Annotated in this window: 24 protein-coding genes; 6 read left to right on the top strand and 18 right to left on the bottom strand. The window is 37.9% G+C overall.

Going from position 1 to position 23,165, the window contains the following annotated elements; all coding sequences use genetic code 11:
• Positions 1-5: 5 nt before the first annotated feature.
• The 5 genes from BANA01_RS03655 to BANA01_RS03635 all read right to left on the bottom strand — a co-directional run bounded on the left by BANA01_RS03655 (position 6) and on the right by BANA01_RS03635 (position 5,245).
• On the bottom strand, positions 6-1,166 hold the full coding sequence (locus BANA01_RS03655; protein WP_063251698.1) for a DUF3800 domain-containing protein: 1,161 nt from the start codon (positions 1,164-1,166) through the stop codon (positions 6-8).
• Between the two features lie 691 nt (positions 1,167-1,857).
• The gene (locus tag BANA01_RS03650; protein WP_026568674.1) at positions 1,858-2,058 is read right to left on the bottom strand and encodes a cold-shock protein; all 201 of its coding nucleotides are present in this window, start codon (positions 2,056-2,058) and stop codon (positions 1,858-1,860) included.
• Between the two features lie 167 nt (positions 2,059-2,225).
• Positions 2,226-3,740 carry an acetyl-CoA hydrolase/transferase family protein gene (locus BANA01_RS03645; protein WP_063251896.1) on the bottom strand — a complete coding sequence of 505 codons (1,515 nt, stop codon included), beginning with the start codon at positions 3,738-3,740 and terminating at the stop codon, positions 2,226-2,228.
• Between the two features lie 120 nt (positions 3,741-3,860).
• Complete coding sequence (locus BANA01_RS03640) at positions 3,861-4,505, bottom strand: LytTR family DNA-binding domain-containing protein (protein WP_063251697.1); 645 nt, start codon at positions 4,503-4,505, stop codon at positions 3,861-3,863.
• Positions 4,502-5,245 (bottom strand): DUF2161 domain-containing phosphodiesterase, encoded by a 744-nt coding sequence (locus BANA01_RS03635; protein ID WP_063251696.1) that lies wholly within the window; start codon positions 5,243-5,245, stop codon positions 4,502-4,504. The genes BANA01_RS03640 and BANA01_RS03635 overlap by 4 nt, the downstream gene beginning before the upstream one ends.
• Before the next feature lie 200 nt (positions 5,246-5,445).
• On the opposite strand from BANA01_RS03635, the gene BANA01_RS03630 reads away from it, so the two are divergent.
• A complete protein-coding gene (locus tag BANA01_RS03630; protein WP_063251695.1) occupies positions 5,446-7,017 on the top strand; it encodes a hypothetical protein in 1,572 nt (523 codons plus the stop codon).
• A 47-nt stretch (positions 7,018-7,064) separates the two neighbouring features.
• On the opposite strand, the gene BANA01_RS03625 is transcribed toward BANA01_RS03630, so the two are convergent.
• From BANA01_RS03625 to BANA01_RS03615, 3 genes are all read right to left on the bottom strand, one after another.
• Positions 7,065-8,165 (bottom strand): threonine aldolase family protein, encoded by a 1,101-nt coding sequence (locus tag BANA01_RS03625; protein WP_063251694.1) that lies wholly within the window; start codon positions 8,163-8,165, stop codon positions 7,065-7,067.
• A 132-nt stretch (positions 8,166-8,297) separates the two neighbouring features.
• Positions 8,298-9,287, bottom strand: coding sequence for a biotin synthase BioB (bioB, locus tag BANA01_RS03620; protein WP_063251693.1), 990 nt, complete (start codon positions 9,285-9,287; stop codon positions 8,298-8,300).
• Positions 9,288-9,305: 18 nt separating this feature from the next.
• Positions 9,306-9,905 carry a biotin transporter BioY gene (locus BANA01_RS03615; protein WP_063251692.1) on the bottom strand — a complete coding sequence of 200 codons (600 nt, stop codon included), beginning with the start codon at positions 9,903-9,905 and terminating at the stop codon, positions 9,306-9,308.
• 239 nt (positions 9,906-10,144) lie between these two features.
• Here BANA01_RS03615 and BANA01_RS03610 point away from each other — a divergent pair, with 239 nt between their 5' ends.
• Complete coding sequence (locus BANA01_RS03610; protein ID WP_063251691.1) at positions 10,145-10,585, top strand: GNAT family N-acetyltransferase; 441 nt, start codon at positions 10,145-10,147, stop codon at positions 10,583-10,585.
• A 60-nt stretch (positions 10,586-10,645) separates the two neighbouring features.
• On the opposite strand, the gene BANA01_RS03605 is transcribed toward BANA01_RS03610, so the two are convergent.
• The 3 genes from BANA01_RS03605 to BANA01_RS03595 form a co-directional block, all read right to left on the bottom strand.
• On the bottom strand, positions 10,646-11,200 hold the full coding sequence (locus tag BANA01_RS03605; protein WP_063251690.1) for a GNAT family N-acetyltransferase: 555 nt from the start codon (positions 11,198-11,200) through the stop codon (positions 10,646-10,648).
• A 13-nt stretch (positions 11,201-11,213) separates the two neighbouring features.
• The gene (locus BANA01_RS03600) at positions 11,214-11,897 is read right to left on the bottom strand and encodes a phosphatase PAP2 family protein (protein ID WP_063251895.1); all 684 of its coding nucleotides are present in this window, start codon (positions 11,895-11,897) and stop codon (positions 11,214-11,216) included.
• A gap of 151 nt (positions 11,898-12,048) precedes the next feature.
• A complete protein-coding gene (locus BANA01_RS03595; protein ID WP_063251689.1) occupies positions 12,049-13,137 on the bottom strand; it encodes an FAD-dependent monooxygenase in 1,089 nt (362 codons plus the stop codon).
• A gap of 357 nt (positions 13,138-13,494) precedes the next feature.
• Between BANA01_RS03595 and BANA01_RS29020 the strand changes: the two genes are divergently transcribed.
• Positions 13,495-13,656: a hypothetical protein gene (locus tag BANA01_RS29020; RefSeq protein ID WP_157411712.1), complete on the top strand. Its 162-nt coding sequence runs from the start codon at positions 13,495-13,497 to the stop codon at positions 13,654-13,656.
• Positions 13,657-13,720: 64 nt separating this feature from the next.
• On the opposite strand, the gene BANA01_RS03590 is transcribed toward BANA01_RS29020, so the two are convergent.
• From BANA01_RS03590 to BANA01_RS03570, 5 genes are all read right to left on the bottom strand, one after another.
• Entirely contained in the window at positions 13,721-14,116 is a 396-nt protein-coding gene (locus tag BANA01_RS03590) for a DUF3147 family protein (protein WP_063251688.1), read from the bottom strand.
• Positions 14,117-14,132: 16 nt separating this feature from the next.
• The gene (locus BANA01_RS03585; protein WP_063251687.1) at positions 14,133-14,495 is read right to left on the bottom strand and encodes a DUF3147 family protein; all 363 of its coding nucleotides are present in this window, start codon (positions 14,493-14,495) and stop codon (positions 14,133-14,135) included.
• 201 nt (positions 14,496-14,696) lie between these two features.
• Positions 14,697-15,629: a D-2-hydroxyacid dehydrogenase gene (locus BANA01_RS03580; protein ID WP_063251686.1), complete on the bottom strand. Its 933-nt coding sequence runs from the start codon at positions 15,627-15,629 to the stop codon at positions 14,697-14,699.
• A 22-nt stretch (positions 15,630-15,651) separates the two neighbouring features.
• Positions 15,652-15,843, bottom strand: coding sequence for a hypothetical protein (locus tag BANA01_RS03575; RefSeq protein WP_063251685.1), 192 nt, complete (start codon positions 15,841-15,843; stop codon positions 15,652-15,654).
• Positions 15,844-15,917: 74 nt separating this feature from the next.
• Positions 15,918-17,363, bottom strand: a complete 1,446-nt coding sequence (locus tag BANA01_RS03570; RefSeq protein WP_063251684.1) for a DEAD/DEAH box helicase — start codon at positions 17,361-17,363, stop codon at positions 15,918-15,920.
• Between the two features lie 370 nt (positions 17,364-17,733).
• On the opposite strand from BANA01_RS03570, the gene BANA01_RS03565 reads away from it, so the two are divergent.
• Both BANA01_RS03565 and BANA01_RS03560 read left to right on the top strand, forming a co-directional pair.
• A complete protein-coding gene (locus tag BANA01_RS03565) occupies positions 17,734-18,324 on the top strand; it encodes a guanylate kinase (RefSeq protein ID WP_063251683.1) in 591 nt (196 codons plus the stop codon).
• A 194-nt stretch (positions 18,325-18,518) separates the two neighbouring features.
• Positions 18,519-18,971, top strand: a complete 453-nt coding sequence (locus tag BANA01_RS03560) for a S1 domain-containing RNA-binding protein (protein WP_063251682.1) — start codon at positions 18,519-18,521, stop codon at positions 18,969-18,971.
• A gap of 70 nt (positions 18,972-19,041) precedes the next feature.
• Here BANA01_RS03560 and BANA01_RS03555 read toward each other — a convergent pair whose 3' ends face one another.
• Both BANA01_RS03555 and BANA01_RS03550 read right to left on the bottom strand, forming a co-directional pair.
• Positions 19,042-20,049 carry a DUF3231 family protein gene (locus tag BANA01_RS03555; protein WP_063251681.1) on the bottom strand — a complete coding sequence of 336 codons (1,008 nt, stop codon included), beginning with the start codon at positions 20,047-20,049 and terminating at the stop codon, positions 19,042-19,044.
• A gap of 300 nt (positions 20,050-20,349) precedes the next feature.
• On the bottom strand, positions 20,350-21,141 hold the full coding sequence (locus tag BANA01_RS03550) for an HAD family hydrolase (protein ID WP_063251680.1): 792 nt from the start codon (positions 21,139-21,141) through the stop codon (positions 20,350-20,352).
• Between the two features lie 287 nt (positions 21,142-21,428).
• On the opposite strand from BANA01_RS03550, the gene BANA01_RS03545 reads away from it, so the two are divergent.
• Positions 21,429-23,165, top strand: coding sequence for a sensor histidine kinase (locus BANA01_RS03545; protein ID WP_063251679.1), 1,737 nt, complete (start codon positions 21,429-21,431; stop codon positions 23,163-23,165).

Genomic DNA, 23,165 nt, shown 5'->3' with positions numbered 1-23,165 from the left:
CCCTTTTACTCATTGTTCATCAATGCTAGTTTTTCCAATTCAATTACTCTTTTTAAATAGTCGTATTCTGATTTTTCAAGGATGTCTATTTCACGGTTTGTTGCTAGAAGAATTTGGTCCCTGCATTTTGCGACTCGTTGAATCATCGGATGGATCGTTAAACTTGATAGATTTACAAAGTCGTACAAATCATTTAAACAAACAGGGAGCTTATAGCCTTTATTGCTGGAGGCAATTAATAACCCCTGGTCCCGCAGCTTCGAAACAATATTTGAGCGAAAATAATGCTGCTTGATTTTATTGATTCTAATTGCATTAAGATTATCAAGGATCTCTTCGGTATAAACATATTCATCAGGATTTTCCTTTAAATTGAATAATAGAAACTTCAATAAATCAATCCTGACTTTTTCATCCTCTTCTTCACTTTTCCGATGTTTCTCAATGTATTGATAAGCCAAATTAACTGCTTGTTTAATAATAATCTGTTCTGTTTCTGAGTCTGTTTTTTCAAAATGGTAGTCATATAGATAGTGCTTGTAATTATGGGGCCAAAGATTAATGGTGATGATTTTATTTTTCAACAATCTATAAAAAGATGGATATTGATTAGAGTGATGTTTTACGACATAACCTTTTGCAATCGTCTCAGCGATAAATTCCGCCAGTTCCAGAAGAATATCAGACTCGCTGCTGTTAAAACCAAAGGTTGAATAATTAAATAAGTCTGGGATGCAATTCGTTTTTACATAACCAATAAATTCCTGCGTAAACTCCCTTGCTCCCTGTTCATCGGCGACAAGGTCAAGAGTGTCAAAGGTACGAAAGAGATCTTCAAAAATCTTTCTAGAAAAAAATTTAATAAATGTCTTCTCATATGTAACGCCGCTGTCTTCCCTAATTTTCCGCTTGTCAATGACATACGCATACACCTTAAAGGGTAAGTCCTTTAAATCTCGTAAGATTTCCAGTCGAAGACTATCATCAATATCCCCTTTTTGGAGATGTTTTTGTTTAATTTTCTCAACTTCCTGTTCGAGGAATTCTTTATCAGAACCTTTTACTAAAATAGAAACGATTATAAAGTGGGTCGAAGTCTCAGGTTGATCAAAATCGAATCCATAATGGCCAAATTCATTTATAAAAGCGTATTGGATATTATTCAATTTTTATCCCACCTCACCAATGGAAAAACTTACTATACTTATTTCAACAAAAAGTCCTCTAAACCTTTTAAAATTGCTATTTTTCCTTAAAAAACCTTTGGAATTCATTTGAGTCTTTTGTATACGATAAGCATAATTATTTGTGAAGTCTGGGGAGTTTTTGATTATTTTCAAAAATAATTAGGGAATGTGTTCAATGTGTGCTATACTGTGTCTACCATTTGCTTTACGTAATACGTTTTTCGGTTACTTGCCCTGCTCATTACTGAGCAGGGTTTTTTTGTAAAAAGTGAACATTTTTAGAAAGCTTGGGCTTGATTGATTTTTATTCGTTACCGCTAACCCTGCTTTTTCTCGTTCACGGGGACGAATATCACCTATTCGTTACCGCCATTCCCACTTCACTCATTCACGGACACGAATAGCACCTATTCGTTACCACTAACCCCACTTTTCCTTATTCACGGGCACGAATAGTACCTATTCGTTACCGCCAACCCCACTTTCCATCATTCACGGGCACGAATATCACCTATTCGTTACCGCCAATCTCACTTTTCCCCGCTGACGGGCACGAATAGTTTCTAATCACAGCCACTAACCCTGCTTTTCCTCAACCCAGGCTACAATTCACCCTTTAAAACACAAAAAAAGACTCTCAAAAGAGAGTCTTTTATATATGTCGGTTCAATTATGCTTTACGAACGTTAGTAGCTTGGGGTCCACGTTGACCTTGTTCTACTTCAAAAGTAACTGCTTGACCTTCGTCTAAAGTTTTGAAACCTTCGCTTTGGATAGCTGAGAAGTGTACGAATACATCGTCTCCTGCTTCTCTTTCGATGAATCCGAAACCTTTTTCTGCATTAAACCATTTTACTTTACCTTGTTCCATTTGTTGTTTCCTCCTCGTGTGCTGTGCACACATTGTGTTACTATCCTTGCTCAGTTCTTTAGACGTAAAGTTTGAAAACTTTTTAATCCAACTGACAAACAAAAATAATTCTTCTTTACTATAACAGAGATATCCAATTAAAGCAAATGAATCTCCAAAGTTTTTTTCTACACCGTTTCAACTATCTTTTTTAACATTGTCCCCTGTTCGGCAAAATGGGTGTGCCAGGAGAAAGCTTTTTCCAATACATGCGGAGTTTGACCGCCTCTCGTTAATGCCTCTTGGTAATAGTCACGAAGCTGCTCACGATACAAGGGATGGGTACAATTCTCGATAATTAATTCCACCCTTTCTCTTGGTGCAAGTCCACGCAAATCTGCATAGCCCTGCTCGGTGACGATTACATCCACATCATGCTCCGTATGATCCACATGAGAAACAAATGGAACAATACTCGATATGTTTCCACCTTTTGCAATCGACTTTGTGACAAAAATAGCCAATCTGGCGTTGCGGGCAAAGTCTCCTGACCCACCGATACCGTTCATCATTTTTGTTCCTAATACATGAGTAGAATTAACATTTCCATAGATGTCTACTTCTAAAGCCGTGTTGATAGAAATCAATCCAAGACGACGGATAACTTCCGGATGATTTGATATTTCCTGAGGTCTCATGATTAATTTGTCACGATACTTATCAAAATGAGCAAATACCTCTTTCATTTTTCCATCTGAAAGGGTAATCGAGCAGCAGGAGGCAGTCCGGACTTTCCCTGCATCAATCAAGTCAAATACGGCATCCTGTAATACTTCCGAATAGACCTCTAAATCATGAAACTCAGAATCAATCATTCCGTGTAGAACTGCGTTAGCTACGGAGCCAATCCCTGACTGTAAAGGAGCAAGTTGTTCAGTAAGTCTGCCAGCGTCTACTTCCTTCCTTAAAAATTGGATTAAATAATGGGCCATGATTTCCGTTTCCTCATCAGGCGGTACAATCGTTGACGGAGAATCGAGCTGGTTGGTAAACACGATCCCTTTTACCTTATTAATGTCGATGGGTATTCCGTGTGTTCCAATCCGGTCGTCTGTTGCTGTTAACGGAATTGGATCTCGTTCTCCTTGTTTACCAGGTTCATATAAATCATGGAGCCCTTCAAGATTTTCATTTTGAGCTACATTGATTTCAATGATGATTGACTTCGCATTTAATGCGAAGGACAACGAATTTCCAACAGACGTTGTTGGTATTACCATTCCATCCTCTGTAATTGACACCGCTTCCAAAATTGCATAATCAATAGGGGTAATCACATTTGCACGAACCAACTCAGCTGTATGTGACAAGTGCTGGTCGACAAATAACAACTCACCGCTATTGATCTTTTTTCTCATAGTGGGATCTGCCTGAAACGGAAGTCTTTTTCCAAGAATACCTGCCTCCGCAAATAATTTATCTACATCAGATCCTAAAGAAGCCCCTGTATACACGTTGACTTTAAATGTTTCGGACTTTGCACGGTTTACCAATGCAAACGGAACCGCTTTCACGTCACCCGCACGTGTAAATCCACTTAACCCCAAAGTCATTCCGTCTTCAATCCACTCTGCCGCTTCTTCTGGTGTCACGACTCGGTCCCAAAGCCGAGGGTCTCTAATCCGCTTTAAATTACTTTCGATCATCCATCCCACTCCCCTTTGCACCTATTTTAACTGAAAGGTTTAAGTTAGTAGGAAAATATGGAATTAACTACGGAATTTTCAGATAAAACAGCAAATTTGATTTCTAAAACAGCAGATTTAAAACCCAAGCAGCCGTCGAAAATAACTGGAGTAGGATTGACTGACTGGAACTCTGTCTCCATTATTCATTGAAAGAATAAAGGTGGAATGCGTATCAGGAAATATCTCCTTAATATGATTAACATTAACAATATACGAGCGGTGGCAACGGATAAAATGATCCTTTGGCAACAGAAACTCAAATTCTTGTAAGGTATTTTTATGGGTGCCCGAATGGTCCTTTCCATTTACAAATGTTTTTTTCTCCTTCGCCTCTAAGTAAATCACATCGGAAAAAGGCATGGGAATCCAGCCATCCTCGGTTTTAATAGTTACCACTAATTTACCGCTGGTTAATGAAGGGAAAATCGCTGTAACGCACCCTTCTAGGTTCCCTTCATGAAAGAAGGGGACTGCCATCCCATGATAGGGAACGCCAAATACATCACGGTCAATAAATTCGGATACCTTCTGACGAGAAGTTATAGCTTTATGGGCTATGGTCCCCTCCTTCAAAACATCTCCTCGCCGGATCTTCAAATCCACCCTTTTACTAGGGCGGTAATAGATGTACTCACTCGTATCTGAGACTGCTATTGAAATTTCCTCCGAAAACAATTCACTAATTACATCTAGAAGGGAAACAACTGTAATACTCTTCAATTGGATTCTCCCCCATTACTTATGACTAGTTTTTCTAAATAATAGTTTACAAGCTCCTGATACTCCTGCACCTCAAGCCTGCCCTTCTCAGTAATAGCATAGGTACCTCTTTTAATCCGTTCAAACCATCCATAATAGTTATTCGTTAAGATGGAGGGGATTTTATCACCCGCCCCCATAACTTTTAACGCCTTGGGAGATAATGGTCCCATTTTATTTAGAATACATGCAATTTGAATGCAATTTTCTTTGTAAGCGGTCATGATTTTAGTCCTGCTGCTGCCCCCTATATTGAAATCCGCACTGCGTCCGCTAATTTCTTTCAAGATGGCTTCTCTCTTCATCTTGTTACGACCGGCAGCTATTTTACGATGAAAGGAAGTTGGGTGGATAAGAATATCTGCTTTCGAGCGGTTGCCTGGAAAGGAAACGACAATTAAGCCAAGCTCCAGCCTTTTAACTAAATGGCATTTATCAGCCCATTGCTTAGAATTCAACCGTCCTTTTGGTCTAGGAATGGCAATGTATACTTGGTTCGTTAATTTTTGCCGTTTGGCTGCCTGAATAAGAAGATCCACACTTAGGGTGAGTTTTAATTCAACAATAACCAGGTCATCCTCTTTAACTGCGACCATATCACAGTCCTTCACTTCCCCATATACCTCATAGCCTTCTCGTATAAAATACCTCTGAATTGGTTTATATAAATCTGCCTCTTGCAGTTTTTTCATTTCTGTCATATGTATCTCCTAAAAAACATTTTTCCTCTAAGTTATCTTACCATGAAATTATACTGATTTTTATCGATTGGCAAGCTACGTTTAAACTAACAATATTTTACAACAGCGCTGTGTTTGGTATAGCCTATTCTGTCAGAATTATGTTACTATTATTTTTGTCAAAATATATAGAGAACTAAAGAGTAACATGGGGGTCTAATATGAACAATAAATTCACTACTAAGCTTTATTGGTTTGTACCTGCGTTCATGATCGTTTTAGCAATATTTCTATTATTCTATGAAAACTTTTCCGATGTGACGGAACCTCCAGCTGATGATTGGAGCAGGGCCCTAACGGTAGGAGAAACAAATTTGAATCACTTGCCTCCTGTAAAAGTCACGGAAAATGGTGATTTTGTTTTCACAAGATTTGAAGATGGAAAATTAGCCACAACCACTTTGAGCAAGGATTTCACCGTAAAGGAAGAGCAAACTTACAACATACCGGTAAATAAATGGACTCAAGTTTACCAGCAGAAAGATACGATTCTTTATTTTGATTTTAAAAATATTTATGACCAAGAAAAAAATATGATTGTCTCAGACGTAGAGAAGTTTTATCCTTTGGAAACTACCACTCTTTATGTAAAAGGTCATGTTCTCTATCAACTTTCACCCGGAACAAAGAATTCCGAAAAAATAATGGATATTGATTTGGATAAACTCAAGCTCAAAGCTAAAGAGAACAAAAATGGAGTAAGTATATTAACCTATTCATCTCATCCAACAGGTGTCGATATTACACTCCAACAGCATGCAAATGGCAAAATAAATACCATATATCAGTCGAGTCTAAAGGTTGATCCGGGAAAAGTTGTAAATGATATTTCATTTGCATTGAATGGTCAAAAGTTAGCACTGTTTCTTCAGGAAGAGCTTCAATCGACTCAAGGCGGAAATCCAGAGTTCTTTAACTATTTTATGCTAACAAGTTTATCTAGTCCAAACACCCAAACGTTAAACGAGTTAACCCTTGAAGATCCAGCAGGAAATAACAGCTTGAAGGAAGTTTCTGATGTCATTCTTACCTTTCGTAATGATAAACCAACGATACTTTTTCATGCAAACGGGAGAACACAAACCCAATTCAATGACAGTACAACCTTTAATATCTATTCTGCAGAAATAAACGAAAGTGGCACCACTAAAACAGAACGACGCAGCAATACACCTGAGATTTCAACGAACCCGCAATGGATTAATGAAAAAACGATCGCATGGATTGATTTAGACGGCGATAGCTATAAAATTAAACTATCATCTGCTGACATTAAATCTGTCAATCCATTAATAGAGTATACTCAAGATGATTGGCTGCAGGCACTAGGTAAAACGTTTGGGATGATAACCTCATCATTTTTCGGTATTGCCTTTGCCGTTATATGGTTTATTTGGCCGCTTCTGTTTGTTGTATTTATGTATATCTTTAGGAATAGAATCGCTGATCGCGATCCAATTTGGTATTTTTATACAGGGATTGGACTTTACGCGATAGCATCTCTCATTTGGAAAGATCGTTTTTTTGTAGATAACATATATACAAATGCACCGAGCTACTTAACTTTTACTGGCAGTTCGTATCTTTACATGATTTTATTTGCCATCATCGCATTGTGGTTAACGATTCATTCAAAAAAGGTAAATCATTGGGCTGGTACGGTAAGAATAAGCTATTTTGTCGGACTTCACATCTTACTATTAACGATTTTCTTTGGTCCTTATATTATCTAATTAGTAATCCCCATTTCGGTGTTGAACTGAAATGGGGATTTTTATAATCATAGCGTTATAATGGTTTTCATTTTTTCATCTAGCAGTTGAAAAACCTTTTTTAAATCCTCCTTAGGCAGTTGAGCATACAATTCACCAATACTCGCTTCGTAGTAACTAGTCGTCTTAGTGATTTCGCGCACGTAACTGGTTAAGCCTATACCTGTTTCTTCGTAGATGGCTACTAGAATCCCTTCTATCTCCTCTTTTGGTGCTTCAAAATGGATATGAAACATATTAGAAACTGGTTCCAATGGCTTTGTCGAAACTCCATGACATCGATTAAAGTATTGGGCAAGTTCTTTTGCTTCTTCATAGTACTGGTTCATTTTTCCCACTCGTTGTTCGAAATAAAAATCAGCAGTTAAGGAATATGGATAAAGACTAATTAAATCGCCGCCATGACGCCTTTTCCAAACTTTTGATTCTTCCGTAAAGGTTTTTTCTCCAGCGAGTATTGCCCCTGCGATACCGCCAATTCCTTTGTAAAAAGACACATACACACTATCAAAAAGAGAACTAACCTCTGCTGCTGTTTTTTGATAATAAGGTAGAATTTCAAACAATCTTGCACCGTCTAAATGTAATTTAATTCCACTATCCTTACAGTATGCCGATATATCTTCCAATGTTTTGTAATCCGGCAGCTGACCTCCAATCTCCCTTTGCGGAAGCTCAAGCAATAAACAAGAGATTTCCTCTTTTAAGCTAACCACATCTTCCTGTTGAATGACTCTGTCTTTATCAGCCAATAAGATCGTCTCGATATGATGCAATTCCTTTAATCCATCTTCTTCATGAATTTCTAAATGACTTAATGGATGGTAAGCGACTTTTTTGACCCCTTTCCGGTCACACCAAATACGTAAGGCGATTTGCTGTGCCATCGTTCCACTTGGAAAAAATACAGCGGATTCCTTACCAAGGTACTTTGCCATTTTCTCTTGAAAGTCATCGATGATTGTACCTTTTCCATACATTTCGCTTTCCGTTTCACCATCGATATCCATGAGTGCATCTTTAAGCACCTTAATATTTCTAGGACCATGACCAGGTACCTTATATTTTGCTTTTTTATAGGCTTCTCCTAAAACATTAATTTCTGACATTACTGTTCTCCCTTCAAGCTACTATGTAAATTTAACAAAAATAACTTCTAACCCTTTTAATAATATTTTATAATAAAACATGTAAAAAGGGCATCATCTACTAGATGATACCCAAATTTTCTTATATCCTATTTATTGAACAGTTTCTTTTACAAAATCGACTTCAAATCCTAAATCTTCAAGCATTTGGTGATCTGCAGTTGTTGCTTGGCCTGACGTTGTTAAATAATCACCTACGAAAATTGAATTCGCTGCATATAATCCCAGCGGCTGTAAACTTCCTAAGTTAACCTCTCGTCCACCTGAAATTCTGATTTCTTTTGTTGGATTCACATAACGCATGAGAGCTAAAACCTTTAAGCAGTACCTAGGATTCAACTCCTTCGTACCTTCTAGCGGAGTACCATCTATTGCATGCAGAAAATTAACAGGAATAGAATCTGCGTCTAAAACTCTTAGACTCATTGCCACGTTCACTAAGTCTTCCTTCGTTTCCTTCATGCCGACGATAACTCCTGAACATGGAGAAATTCCGGCTTCTTTTATTACCTCGACAGTATCCACTCGATCCTGATAAGTGTGTGATGTCGTGATGAAGTCATGGTGGTTTTCTGAGGTGTTAAGATTGTGATTGTAGCGATCGACACCAGCTTCTTTTAGCATTGCGGCTTGTTCTGGTTTTAAAATTCCAAGGCAGGCACAAACCTTCAACTGATATTTGTCCTTTATTTCCTTTACTGCTGAAACCACTTGATCCACTTCATGATTACTTGGACCGCGACCGCTCGCTACTATGCAATACGTACCAGCGTTAAGCTGGTATGCTTGCTCAGCTCCTTTAAGGATGGTATCTTTATCAACCATTCTATATTTTTCAATCGGTGCATTGGAAATACTAGATTGCGAACAGTAGCCGCAATTCTCAGGACAAAGACCTGACTTTGTATTAATTAGCATATTAAGTTTAACCTTATTCCCATAATAATGATGGCGAATAACGTATGCACCTTGCAAAACCTCTAGTAAATCCATATCAGAGGAATTCAGAATCTCTAAGGCTTCCTCTTTAGAAATAACATGACCATTTAGCACCTCTAACGCTAATTCCTTCCACTTACTCATCGAATCCCTCCGCTTATCTTAACTCGCTTTTCTAACATTTTTAAAAAATTGACTTTTGGATAAGGTTCGTTTTAGGCGATGTCCCATAACACCTGCTAAAATAGCTAGAATAATATCTTTTGGAAGAGGAACCACCATCCATAACCAAGCCATTTTATAGGTAAAACCGTCTGGTGCTGCAGCCCAAATTTTATATGCGGCGTACATCCAGTTCGTACCGAAAAGATAATTAATTGCCATTCCTACAAGTGATGCAAATGCAAAAACCCCAACCGTATTTTTCATTTTTTCTATTATGTAACCGGTGATAAAAGCTGTAAAAACATAAGAAACAATAAAACCGAATGTAGGCTTTAAGAAGGTGCCAAATCCACCGCCAAATTGAGCAAAAACAGGAACTCCTACCAAACCAACGAATGCATAGACCATCATTGCAATCGCACCCAATCGGCTGCCGAGAACGACGCCTGCTAAGATAGCAAAAAATGTTTGCAGCGTAATGGGTACCCCCCCTACGACCATGAATGGAGCGATGGAAGTAATGTTCGCCCCAACAGCCATTAGCGCAACAAACATGGCCGCTGCTGTTAAATCTGTTGTTTTAAGTTTCATAAACATCCCCCTAAATATTCTTTAAATTAAGAATAATAGGTTCATCTTTTTATGTCAACTTAATTTATTCATAAGTTAACATATGATAAAAATTTGTGTTTAGCGTAACCTTCATTCAATATTTCAGACTTTAGAGAAACCATTTATGATTGCCACCTTACCAGCAACAAAATTTATCTAATTTCATACTATAGTCTAGGTATTCAACTAGTTTTTTATAGTCTTTGAAGGGGATGGAAAGGGAAATGACGATTAGAAAAGCAACCTATGAGGAGACTCAAAGTATCTTAAATTACCATTTACAGGTATTAAAAGAAGCCACTATGGGGTACGTAAAACCTAGCCGGGAAAAAGCAATGGAAATGATGACCCCTTTTTTGAATGGCGGTGGATATTACCTTGTTCGAGTAAAACATAATGTTATTCAAGGTTGGGTAGGTTTAGGGCAAATCATCGATCAAAATACAGATGAAACAGTTGGCTTTATCAATGAAATGTATGTACTCCCACCCTATCGCAAACAGGGTGCAGCTGAGAAGCTATGTAAGGCTGCGTTCATACAATTAAGGGCTGAGGGTCTTAGAAAGGTCCAATTAAACGTTTATGCCGGCAACCAGGCAAAGCGCCTTTATGAAAAGCTTGGATTTACAGACGTATCTACTTTAATGACAAAGAACCTAAATTAAAATCATTATCTTTAAGCAAAAAAGGTCGTCAGAATAAAATCTGATGACCCCTGCCAGTAACTAGTTTAATTTGTAGGATTCTTTATGGAAGGAAGCCATATACATAAGACAGTCTTTTCCTTTTAACGGAGTGGAAGGCTTACTCTTAAGGTAAAGGACCATTGCCATATAATGCTGCGGTCCCCATTTGTAGCAATGTTTATAATCGTCTAACAAGTGAAACCCGCATCTTTCCCAGAAATGGATTCTCGCATGATTTTCTGGTATGTCATCACATTCTACTTCAACCAATATTCGGTTGTATTGATGCTGCGCTCTGGCCCATTCTTTTATGTAATCAAAAAAGTCCTTACCAATACCATGACCTCGCATATTCTTCCGTACCGCCAAATAATCCAACAGCAGTACGCTTGAGTTAGGCATAGATCCAGTCAGTGCCATCGCCAGAACCATATCGTTCTCCATTAACACATGAAGAGTACTAAGACCTCTCGCCAACATATTGCGGATAATCCTTTCCGGCTTGGTAGCATGTTCGCCAAAAGCAACATTATAGATATCTCTTGTCTTTTGCCATAAATCTGCATCCCATTGGTGTGTTGTGATAAATTCCATCGGTCTAGTTCCTTTATTTAGAAGTTTTTACTGCTCTTTTTAGCATTCTACTAGCAAGGTGCGGTCGTCGCTCCATAACCCATTGAAAAAACCAAATGGATGTAGCAAGCCAAAAACCACTTGCAAAATAACCGCCGATGATATCACTAGGATAGTGGACTCCTAAATAAATCCTGCTTACCCCAATCATGATAATGAAAAAGGAGCTACCAAGAAGCAGCAGGGTACGTCCACTTCTAATAAAAATATGTCTCCACAGTAGAAAGGTTATAATTCCATATACGGTAAAAGCATTCATGGCATGGCCGCTTGGAAAACTATAACCGCCAATTTCAATCAGCCGGTGTAAATCTGGGCGTGCGCGTCGGAAGATTTCTTTCAGCACTTTATTTAGGATTGGGGATCCTATAACAACCCCAATAAATAATAGTAATTCCATTCGGTGGTGCAGCACCTTATATAGAAAAAAGATAATCAAAAGGCATAAGATCACAACGATTTTAGTTGACCCAATCTCTGTGAAAAACTTCATAATAGATGTAATAAAAGGTGCCTCCTGCGATTGAACCGCCTCAATGACAGCACGATCAAAATCAAGCAATTTATCTGCCCTAATCATGGCCGCCACTAAGCTAAAAAACAATAGTGAAAATAAACTCACAACAAACAGACTTGTAACCTGAAACTTCACATTCATATTGAAAACCCCTTCATACTGGTTAAACATATAATTTCCCATTTACTGCATTCCTACTATTTATACACAAATAAAAAAGGCACCAAATATACAAAAAACGCTGCATAAACAGCGTTTTTTGTATATTTGGTGCCTGTCACCGTATCAGTTATCACCCTACAAATTTCTCGTAAAAGGTTGTTTCTTGTTTTACTTGCATGATTTGTTGCGATTTAATTTCGTTTCTTCTGTTCATTTCAAATATTTTCAAATGCTCAGATCGGATATTATTATCCATTAGTGCTTTGGTTAAGATTGGTGCTAGGATATGGGCATCTTTCATTCCACAATTTATTCCAATTGCACCTGTTGGTGTCATGGTATGAGCAGCGTCCCCTATGAGGATTAATCCGTTCTCTACCCATGTTTCACAGCGGGAGCTTTGTACTTTTAAACAAACAAAGTCATTCCAGGATTGAAGGTGTTCTTTCACACCATCTTCTAGCTCTGGAAAACTTTCAATCAATGGTTTTAGAAAAGGCTGTATAGAACCTTTCCTTAATGCAGAAAAAGATCCTTCAGAAATGTTCCATCCTATTTGGATTAATCCTCCCGTTTGGCTAAACAACGCCAACTGATGACCATTAACTAACGCCATTCTTGTTGTGGGTTCCCATCCCTTTGGAGCTGGGATTTTTGCCCACAGGACATCATATCCGTGTGTCATTTCAATGGTAGGAATCTTAGCAAGCTTCCGAACGGTGGAATAACGACCATCTGCCCCTATTGTCACTTTGCTTGAGATCATAATTTCTTGACCGTTTTGGATTGCTTTTACACCCCTATAGATTCCTTGTTCATCCAGGATTAATTCCTTCACTGTTGTATTAAATAATAACTGGAAATGGTTATACACCTCTGACTCTTGAATAATAGCACTTAATAAATGTGCTTGAGGTACATGAATGCCAACGTGATCCTCATGGACACCAGGTGAGATACTTTTCACCATTTTTCTGCCAGAAAAGTATTCAACTTTTTTCATTTTGAGAATCCCGAGCTCTTCTATTTTCTCAAATAATTTATGCTCTTTTAGGATGGCTTCAGTTTCTGCATTAATATGCTCGCCTCTGAATTGCCTATTCACTCCAGCAGATCGTTCTATTATGATAGTTGATACACCGTTTTTAGCTAATAAATGTCCGAGTAATGTCCCTGCAGGTCCGCCGCCAACGATACAAACATCTGCTTGTAAGTTCATTTTACCCACCTTCTAATGTTAATAAATTTTCTATATAATAATGTATTTTCAACTAAATGTTTGGTTTCAAAAAGTTTCATGATAAGAAAAAAAGTTAAGTATAGAGTAACAAAATTATTGAGAACGGTCAATTAATTATTTTACATACCTATTACCATTTACCCATGTAATAGATTCTGATTATATACTCAAAATAAGCATTCTAAATTATTTGTAAATTTTACTTCAAAGTGTTTGAGTTTTTTTAAAGAAGAGGTTAACAAATGTTAAGAAATGGCAAATCAAATCTAATTCCTTTCAAAAGCTTGTATGATAATCCTGTAGTACAAATTATAAGCATTCAAGGAGGATTTTAAGATGAAAAGTATCAAGACTTGGTTAGTTGCTTCAATGTCTGTTTTAATGTTGCTTGTAGTTGCCACTGGATGTGCTGATACAGGAAATGATGAAACAGAAACAGAAGAAACAGAACAAAACGAAGAAGGTACTGAGGAAGGTACAGAAAATACAGAGGAATAAGCATTATATAAAATACACACTATGTAACCTTAAACAAGGCGGCTAACTGCCGTCTTGTTTGTTTTTACTTGTGTCTAATGAGTAAATTTACTCTAAAAGTATTTCTTCTACTATTTTTAAGCTTGTCTTTAAATGTGGATATTATGATAGAACTGCCCAGCCAAAACAGAAGCCCAAGTACAATACTTAACATCCAGTTACCACTTACTTGTAATACAGTCCATACTGTCGCTACGCAAACCACACCGCCAATCATCCCAAAAACCGACCCATTTGCAATCTTCGCTGCATTCTTTGATCCAGAAGCAATCCCTACCATTAACACCGCTGTTATCATAACGGCTGGGAATGCTGCAAAGATTCCGGCTAAGATTTTCCAAGGAGATATAACCGTTATCAAATAGCTGACCATTACCGCTGCACCGCCAAGAATGAAGCGGATCAATAAATCTTTATACATAAGTAACACCCTTCCCTCAAGAGTATGTTGTAATCATCACGACAGCCATTGATACAACCAACCAAAATCCCATAGCCTGCAACAGACCGCGTTTCCATCCTTGCCTTGGCAAAAGATATCCCGCAAGAATGGCAACCATAATATTAATTCCCATGCCGACTATGGCACCTTTCGATAAAATTATCGAATGGGCTACTAGTTCATTACCACTGAAGTCCAAACCTACTGTCAATAATGCGGCTAAATACACTGCTGGAAATGCTGCAAAAATGCCTCCAGCCTTTTCACCTAATTTCCTAGCAACAAGTGTTGAAACAACTACGGCTCCTCCTCCTAAAATAAATCTTATCAGTAAAGCACTTATTGATAGTTCTCCCATGGTGATTCACCCCTGTTATTTTTGAAAGACCAAATGATTTATTGTGAATTATTTCACATAAATATGATACATGTTCATTTTACCGCATTTTCACTCCATCACATGTGAACATTTCTTTACTATTTTTAAAGCGTTACCATTGTGAAGCGTGTAAGAAAATCTAAAAAAAACCCTTTCGCAGGGTTTTGGATGAATTCTATGCTAATAACCTTTGTTTGTATTAACTTTATTGGCAAGCAGCCTGTTATCGTCAATATTTTTAAGTGTTTTAAGAAAACAAGCAGCCCCCTCACTCGGAGTCGTTATGGCAGAGATATGTGGAGTTATTTGAACCCTTGGATGATCCCATAACGGATTGCTATCTGCAAGCGGCTCCTGTTCGAATACATCAAGTATAGCAAATCTAATTTTGTTAGTGGTTAAAGCCTGAAGTAAGGCATTATCGTCTACTGAAGCACCTCTCCCTACATTAATAAATCCTGCATTAGAAAGTCCACTAAAGATGGCATCGTCAAATAATTTTTCTGTTTTGTCCGTTAAAGGCAATGTATTAATCACATAATTCATTTCATTTAAAACAGAAAAATGAGTATCAAGAGTCATAACCTTAGTAAAACCGGCTTTTTCCTTCCCGCCTAAAGATACCCCGTAAACGTTTACTCCTAATCCAGAAAAAACCTCCGCAATCCTTTGACCGATTTCACCTGTTCCATAAACAAGAACTTTTTGTTCTCGTATTAATTTCGGGGTCGACTGAACCCAAATTTTTTGCCGCTGTTGCTCTTGAAAACGGTCATGGAGCTGTAAATCTTTTAGGATATAGCTCAAGCAATATTCTGAAATTCTTTGTCCAAAAGAACAAATGGTTCTTGTTAATAGTACCTCTTGACTCCAATCTTTCTTATGTAAAAAACGGTCAACGCCTGCGCCCAACGAGTGAACCCATTTCACAGTGCTGTAATCATATTCCGTTTTCAGATTAAAAGAGACCAGTGCGTCCGCCCAGCTTAAATCGTCCTGTGAAAGCTCTTTCTCCGGCATAAAACGGAAACTCTTATGCGGGGCTTCCTTTTCAATTAACGCTTGTAGTTCTCTATACATTGGACTGACAAGTAAAATATTCTTTATATTCAATTCTTTCCCTCTCCTAAAAAGCTCAAACTTTCGGCACGTCAAGTGCCTGATAGGCAGCCTGATATTTTCCGCCATCAGCCACTTCTGAATGGTACAAAGCCTTAAGAGCATAGTTTTTTTCAAGCTCATGTTCATTGATCAATTCCTTTAAGTGCTGCTGCAATTCCTTGTTGTCTTTTACTAACTGCTTCATTTGTGATTTAAAATATTTCATTGGGATGATTCCTCTCTGTTCATTATAAAAATAAGGACGATTATTGTATATTTAATCGTCCTTATTTGTTCAGATTATTTTAACGCTTTACTCACTTTCAATTTCTTGCCTTTTACCGTTGTGTGTTCCATGGCTTGCAGCACTAATGAGCCTTTGCCATTTAGTATGTCAACATAAGATAAGTTGTCTTGGATGGTAATAATGCCAATATCGTCTGCTGAAACACCTGGAATATTGGAAATGGTCCCAACAAAGTCGACTGCTCGAAGCTTCTTCTTTTTACCGCCGCTAAAGTGGAGCTTGGTAATGTCCTTGTTAATTCGAGCTGTCTTATTATTTCTAACTACCCTTCGCCCGCTTCGTTTTTCTTCAAATGCCGCTTTTCCACTCAACACCTCATCCTCGGAAGGAGCGTCCATTGGAGGAATTTCAAAGCCAATATATCTTTCAATTGCTTTTAGGAACTTCCCTTCAAATGGTGTTGCGAAAGTAATCGCTTTTCCTTTGTTCCCAGCTCGACCAGTTCTACCTGTTCGGTGAACATAGCTCTCTTTTTCCATCGGAACATCATAATTAATAATGAGCGTCACATTATCAATATCAATTCCCCTTGCAGCCACATCCGTTGCCACTAAATAACGGAAATTCCCCACTTTAAATCCGTCCATGACAGCAAACCTATCCTCTTGTTCCAGGCCGCCATGTAATCTTTCACAGGAATAATTGGCTTTGTCCAATTCCGCATAGACATTTTCTACATTTTCTTTTGTACGGCAAAAAATGATACAACTTTCTGGATTTTCAACTACTGTTACATCTTTCAACAGTGAAATCTTATCTTCTTCCTTCACTTCGATAACACTGTGTTCAATCGTATTCGTTGTAACACCTGTAGAGGCGATCTCAATATGAATTGGATCTTTCATATATTGATGGCAAAGGTTTTCAACATCCTTTGGCAGGGTTGCTGAAAAGACCATTGTTACCCGGTTCTCTGGGAGTTCTTTAATGATAGCTTCAACTTCGTCAATAAACCCCATATTTAACATTTCGTCCGCCTCATCAATGATTAGATATTTTACTTTATCTAATTGGAGCGTTCCCCTTTCGATGTGGTCCATCGTTCGGCCAGGTGTACCAACGACCACATGTGTCTTTTGGTTCAATTCTTCTTTTTGTTTCGAGAATGGTTCTTTTCCATAGACCGCCACTGCTTTGATTCGTTTAAATCTACCAATATTCGTTACATCTTCACGAACCTGAACCGCAAGTTCACGAGTCGGTGTAAGGATTAAAGCCTGTGGCTTTTTCTCTTCCCATTCCATCATCTCGCAAATCGGTATCGCAAAGGCTGCTGTCTTGCCGCTGCCTGTTTGCGATTTTACAACCAAATCCTGACTCTCCATAGCCTTTGGTATCACTTCTGTTTGTACTTCAGTGGGACTTTCGTATTTAAGCACCGTAAGCGCCCTTCTTATTTCATCGCTTAACGAATAATCCTCAAACTTTTTTTCACTCATGCGGCAACCCCATTTTTTATTATTATCCAACTTCTCTATAGGATTTCTCTGTGAGAAATATCATATGCAAAATCTGAATATGTTCATTATACTTGAAAAGCTAGATAATTCGACTTTTATTTTAATACTCTCCTGCACAACAGCTTTACAACATCATAGAGAAAATGTACAGTAGATTTAGAAGCTGTCTGATAGTTATAGTGAGATACTAGAATTAAAAAACAGAAAAGTCCAAATTTTCGTCAGAATCTGTTATAATAGTAATATCCTGTTATAAGGATATTACGAATCACTCACTGGACAGCAACTTCATACATCAGTGGATCTCTTTTTTTATTTACTAAAAATCTTTTTTATTAGGAGGTAATCTATGTATAAAATTAAAGATAAGGAAAAGTTATTCATTTACACTGGACCCGATGGCTCAGGGAGAAAAACGATTGCTAAGATGGTCGCAACCGCGTTTGATATGGAAACTGTCCTCTCTTACACGACTCGTCCTCCCCGTCATTACGAGCAAGATGGCGTAGACTACCATTTTGTTTCGGAAGAAAATTTCAACAAGCTGAAAGACAACGAAGAATTTCTTGAGATCGTTGAAATCGATGGAATTCATTATGGAATCCGTGAAGAGGATATTGTTAAGGCATTTGAAAATCATAATCTTGTCTATTTAACGTTAAATCCAGAAGGTACTGAAAAATTAAAAAACATGTATGGTGACAAAGTTATGCGCTTTTTTGTTTTTGCTGACCGTGATACGGTTATTGAAAGACATAAGGCTCGTAATGATAAAGAAGAAGATATTCAAAGACACTTAGCACACTATGATGAAACCCTGGCATATAAAAATCAATGTGAACATATATTTGAAAACTATGACTCCCCACAGGTTTCCTATCAAGTGAGTGAAGTTATTGAAGCTTTTCTCGATCGAAATCGAATTGTCACAGATTACTAAAAAATAAGGTCCAATCGATAGGATGTTATCCTGTCATTGGACCTTTTTCATATTTACTGCCTTATAATTAGGAATCACCATAAATATTTCCAAAAACTTTTAAATGAAGTAAATCAATATAGATAACAGCTTGAAATTGTCTAATTGACCGTGTATAATTAAGTGTTGAAAACATTATTTAGGGGGAACTCTTTTTGTCGATCGAAGTAGGCAGCAAAGTACAAGGTAAAGTAACGGGTATTACTAATTTTGGAGCGTTTGTAGAATTACCAGGTGGCACAACTGGTCTTGTGCACATCAGTGAAGTAGCTGATAGCTATGTTAAAGACGTGAATGATCATCTAAAAGTAGGAGATCAAGTTGAAGTTAAGGTAATTAGTGAGAAAGACGGTAAAACTGCCTTGTCCATTAAAAAAGCTATTGATAAGCCAGAAGGTCAAACTTCTTCTTATTCCCAGCGCCCACAACGCCAAGGAAGAGATAACAGGCAATCAAAAGACTTCCGTTCAAAAGGCGGCAATTTTAAGCCAAAAGAGAACTTTGAAGATAAAATGGCTAAATTCTTAAAAGCTAGTGAAGAAAACTTATCCAGCTTAAAACGCAACACCGAAACCAAACGTGGCGGCAGAGGCGGAAGACGCGGATAATTATAGATAAAGAAGGCATGCCCGCTGCGGCATGCCTTCTTTTATTTTTTAAATATAGGAAAATCCTCCACTACCCCTTTGACAAATCTCTCCGATTTGCAGCTAAAGGCGGCTGCTCTAACCATTCATTTTCAATCATAAGATTGGCTCCATCTTCAGATAGTTTCAGAACCTCCATATTAAATCGTGTATAATCCACAACTAAATCGGTTCTCTGACTTTCGGAAACCGCAATCCCATAGTTACCTACCCCAGCATATATCATGAGATTAAAGTGAAACATCATTAATTTATCTGAAAATGGGGATTCCATAGAGTCTGTCACTTCTTGTTCGAACGCAATCGGAAATCCTAGTGAGTCCATTTCCAAATAGCTGCTTAAGACTTTTATATGCTTCAATGAAACTTCTTTTCCTCTCAAGAAATATTTTCGGACCTTATCGGATTTCGCGACTTGGCTAAAAGCAGTTGTGATTGCGACACCTAGGCGATTGGTCAGAACATTTGCATAGAGATTGGTAACCTCTGTTCCCGTTAGTGCTTCCCTTCTTCCTAATCCCTCTAAGATAAAGGATTGTTTATGGACGAACTCTAATTTTTGTGGATAAGGAATAATAGGAGGGCGCATAGCGAGCCCTTTTTCTAATAAAATGGTCGTTGCCTTAGAATCCAATTCAAGGGTATCTGTCATACATTCAGCATAGAAAAAACGAATATCCTTGCGATAAACGTTTTGTAATACCCTACCATAGGTAACTAAACCGCCCTTTGACATGTTCCGAATATACCTTAGATAAAAAATATCCGAGAATAATCGTTTAGCCAATAAATTTACATCTCGTTCGGTAAATCCTTGTGGAATCTGAATTTGTTCCTGGGTAAATAGCTCACGAATAAAATCAAGATGTTTTTGCGATAATTCTAATGCTTGATTGATAAGGGATTTAATGTCAAGGTCATCGATATGTACTAAAAAATACTTCAAAACGCAGATAGACATACTGTCTGCAAGATAACTGGTCCAAAGATAAGACAATTCAGCTGCCGTTAACTTAATAGGATTGAGGTTATTATTCATATTCATTTCCTCCTAATTTCTTCAGGCATAATATTTCCAGAATAGGAGGGAATTATTTACACGGCTCTACCATTCAGCTTGCGGTTTTACTAGATGAATTCTTATTTGATTGTTACCAATATCGAACGCTCCTGATTTTATCGTAACAATCCTAGCATGATTCTTACCATAATTAATCGTTACAAATTTCTGGGTAACACTCTCGCCTGATTGTTACCCTAATCAAATGCCCCCTCTTTTACGGGCAAAAAAAATAGGCTGTCCAAAAGTCTAGTATACTTTTGACAGCCTTTTATTATTCTATTTCTTGTTTAACTCATCTAATAGTGGAAAAAGCTCTTCGAGGTGGTGGATTTCATAGGTTGGAATCACTTCATTTCTTTCTTTATCGTGGCGGTTGATCCAAACGGATTTAATTCCTGCCCTATTGGCACCCAAAATATCAGTCATTAAGTTATCCCCAACCATTAGTACTTCTTCCTTCTCTAATTCCATCAGTGATAATGCATGCCCAAATATCGAAGGATCCGGTTTTCCTCTTCCATACGCACCTGAAATGACAATCTGGTCAAAATAGGGAACCAGTTCAGGCGTAATTGATAATTTCGTATTCTGCAAATCTGGGGATCCATTTGTCAAAAGAAGCAATTGATACTTCCCTTTTAATGAATCAAGAATTTGAAACGTTTCCTCATATACGAACGGTAAATTCCTGCGCTCCTCAGGGAACCTTTCCGCTAACTCATATCCAAATTCAGGGTCATCAACTCCCAATGCCTTAAGTCCTGCTGTCCATGCCTCTTTTCGATAGCCAGGTACAATTTCCTTCATTTTTCTAAAATCATCATGATCATCTAAAAAATTTCCCCATAAACCTTCAAACGGATTAATTCCAATCATTTGTGTAAACGAATATGTCTCATAAGAAGAGTATAAATTTCTAGCAGCCTCACGAACTGCATCTTCTAGTACAGTGGCGTCTACTCCATATCGTTCCTCTGCTACTTTACAAGTCGCAACAAATGCTTCCTGAATACTTTTTTGATCCCAAAGCAGTGTGTCATCTAAATCAAAAAAAATTGCTTTTATCATTTCCTAAGCATCACCTTTCACACAAATATATTTTTCTAGTTTACCATTTTTAAAATTAAATGAATATTCTTTCACAAATAAAAAATAAAATTCTCATATCTAAACGGATGAAGGACTAGAAGAAATTTAAAAACTGAGAGTTTGATCAACAAAGACTACACCCCTCGGTGGTGATCGCGATGAGTTTTAATAGAGAAACCGAAATACTATTCCGAATATTCCTAACACTGATATAATAATAAGAAAGATTTACTAGCTGGTAATAGTCACCATTAAGGGGGATTGCCATGTTCAATTTATTAATAACCATGGTGGAACGATTAGGCATTCTCGTGATGATTGCCTTTATTTTAACGCGATTTCCGTTTTTTCGAGATATGATTTATCAGGAAAAACTGAATCGCAAGCAGCAATTAACAGCCATCCTTTTCTTTGGTTTTTTCGGAATCATAGGAACATATTCTGGATTAACGCTCAATACTGACAGCCTGGAAATAAACCGTTGGACTTCCAATTTAAATGCCGATGAAGCGATTGCCAATTCCCGTGTAATAGGAGTTGTATTAGCCGGTCTACTTGGAGGATATAAAATCGGACTAGGTGCAGGTTTAATTGCAGGTATACACCGCTTTACACTAGGCGGTTTTACCGGGTTATCCTGTGGTTTAGCAACCATTATCGCGGGACTCTTGGCAGGAATCTTCTATCGAAAAAATAAAATCGTAAAACTAAGATCTGCTTTTGTGATTGGTGCTCTTGCAGAATCATTGCAAATGTTGGTTATTATACTCATTTCCCGCCCTTTTGAAAAGGCTTGGACATTAGTTGAAATCATTGGTTTGCCAATGATTTTAGCAAATGGATTAGGCTGCGCCCTATTTCTGCTTATCATTAAAAGTGTTATAAACGAAGAAGAAAAAGCAGGTGCCCTGCAGGCACAAAAAACATTGAGAATTGCGGAAAAGACCCTTTCCTATCTAAGAAACGGACTTACTTCCCATTCCGCAAAAATAGTCTGCCATATTCTCCATAATGAAATGAATACAAGAGCTGTGGCGATGACAAATTTATCAGAAATATTGGCTCACATTGGACTAGGACATGACCATCATCGTTCTGAAAGCCCCATCCAAACCGAAATTACGATGGAAGCCATCGAAAAGGGAGAAATCGTAACAGCAAACCAAGAATCCATTCATTGCCGCGAAAAGGGCTGTCTTCTTGGTGCTGCTGTTATCGCCCCCTTAAAACAACGAGGAGACACAATTGGAACGTTAAAGTTCTATTTTCGCTCAGAAAAGGAAATTACACCCGTCACGATGGAATTAATAACAGGGCTTAGCTCTCTTTTAAGTAACCAGCTTGAACTAGCAGAAGCTGAAAAATCCTATCAATTAGCTAAGGAAGCAGAAATCAAGGCTCTTCAGGCACAAATTAGTCCTCACTTCCTATTTAATACATTAAATACGATACTTTCTCTTATTCGAGTCGATCCTGGTAAGGCTCGGAAGCTGCTTGTTTCTCTGTCCCATTTCTTGCGGCAAAATCTTTCCGTCACGACTCAAAGCGTGACCACGCTAGAACAAGAATTAAAGCATGTTAAGGCGTATTTGGCTATAGAAGAAGCTAGATTTAAAGATAAATTGAAAGTCATATATGATATCGAGGATAGTGCGCTGCTAGAGACGATCCCCCCACTCACCCTTCAGCCAATCGTTGAAAATGCAATTAAACATGGCATGAAGGATACGGAAAGGAACGGATTGGTGAAAATTACAATACAAAAACAAAACAAAGTAACCCTCGTAAAAGTAGAAGATAACGGGATTGGTGTGAGTGAGGACCGCGCCAGCCAAATATGCAAATCACCTATTCTTTCGGAAACCGGAAATGGAGTAGCCCTTTACAATGTTAACCGCAGGCTGACCATCATGTATGGTAATTCTTCACGTCTACATATAAAGAGTGAGTTAAATAAAGGGACTGAGATTGAATTCTGTGTCCCCTGCATGGAGGTAAGTTAA

Source organism: Neobacillus niacini NBRC 15566, assembly GCF_001591505.1.
In the GTDB taxonomy this organism is placed as follows: domain Bacteria; phylum Bacillota; class Bacilli; order Bacillales; family Cytobacillaceae; genus Neobacillus; species Neobacillus niacini.
Note: the sequence above shows the minus strand (reverse complement) of the source record. Positions and strands in the feature narration are given on the sequence as shown.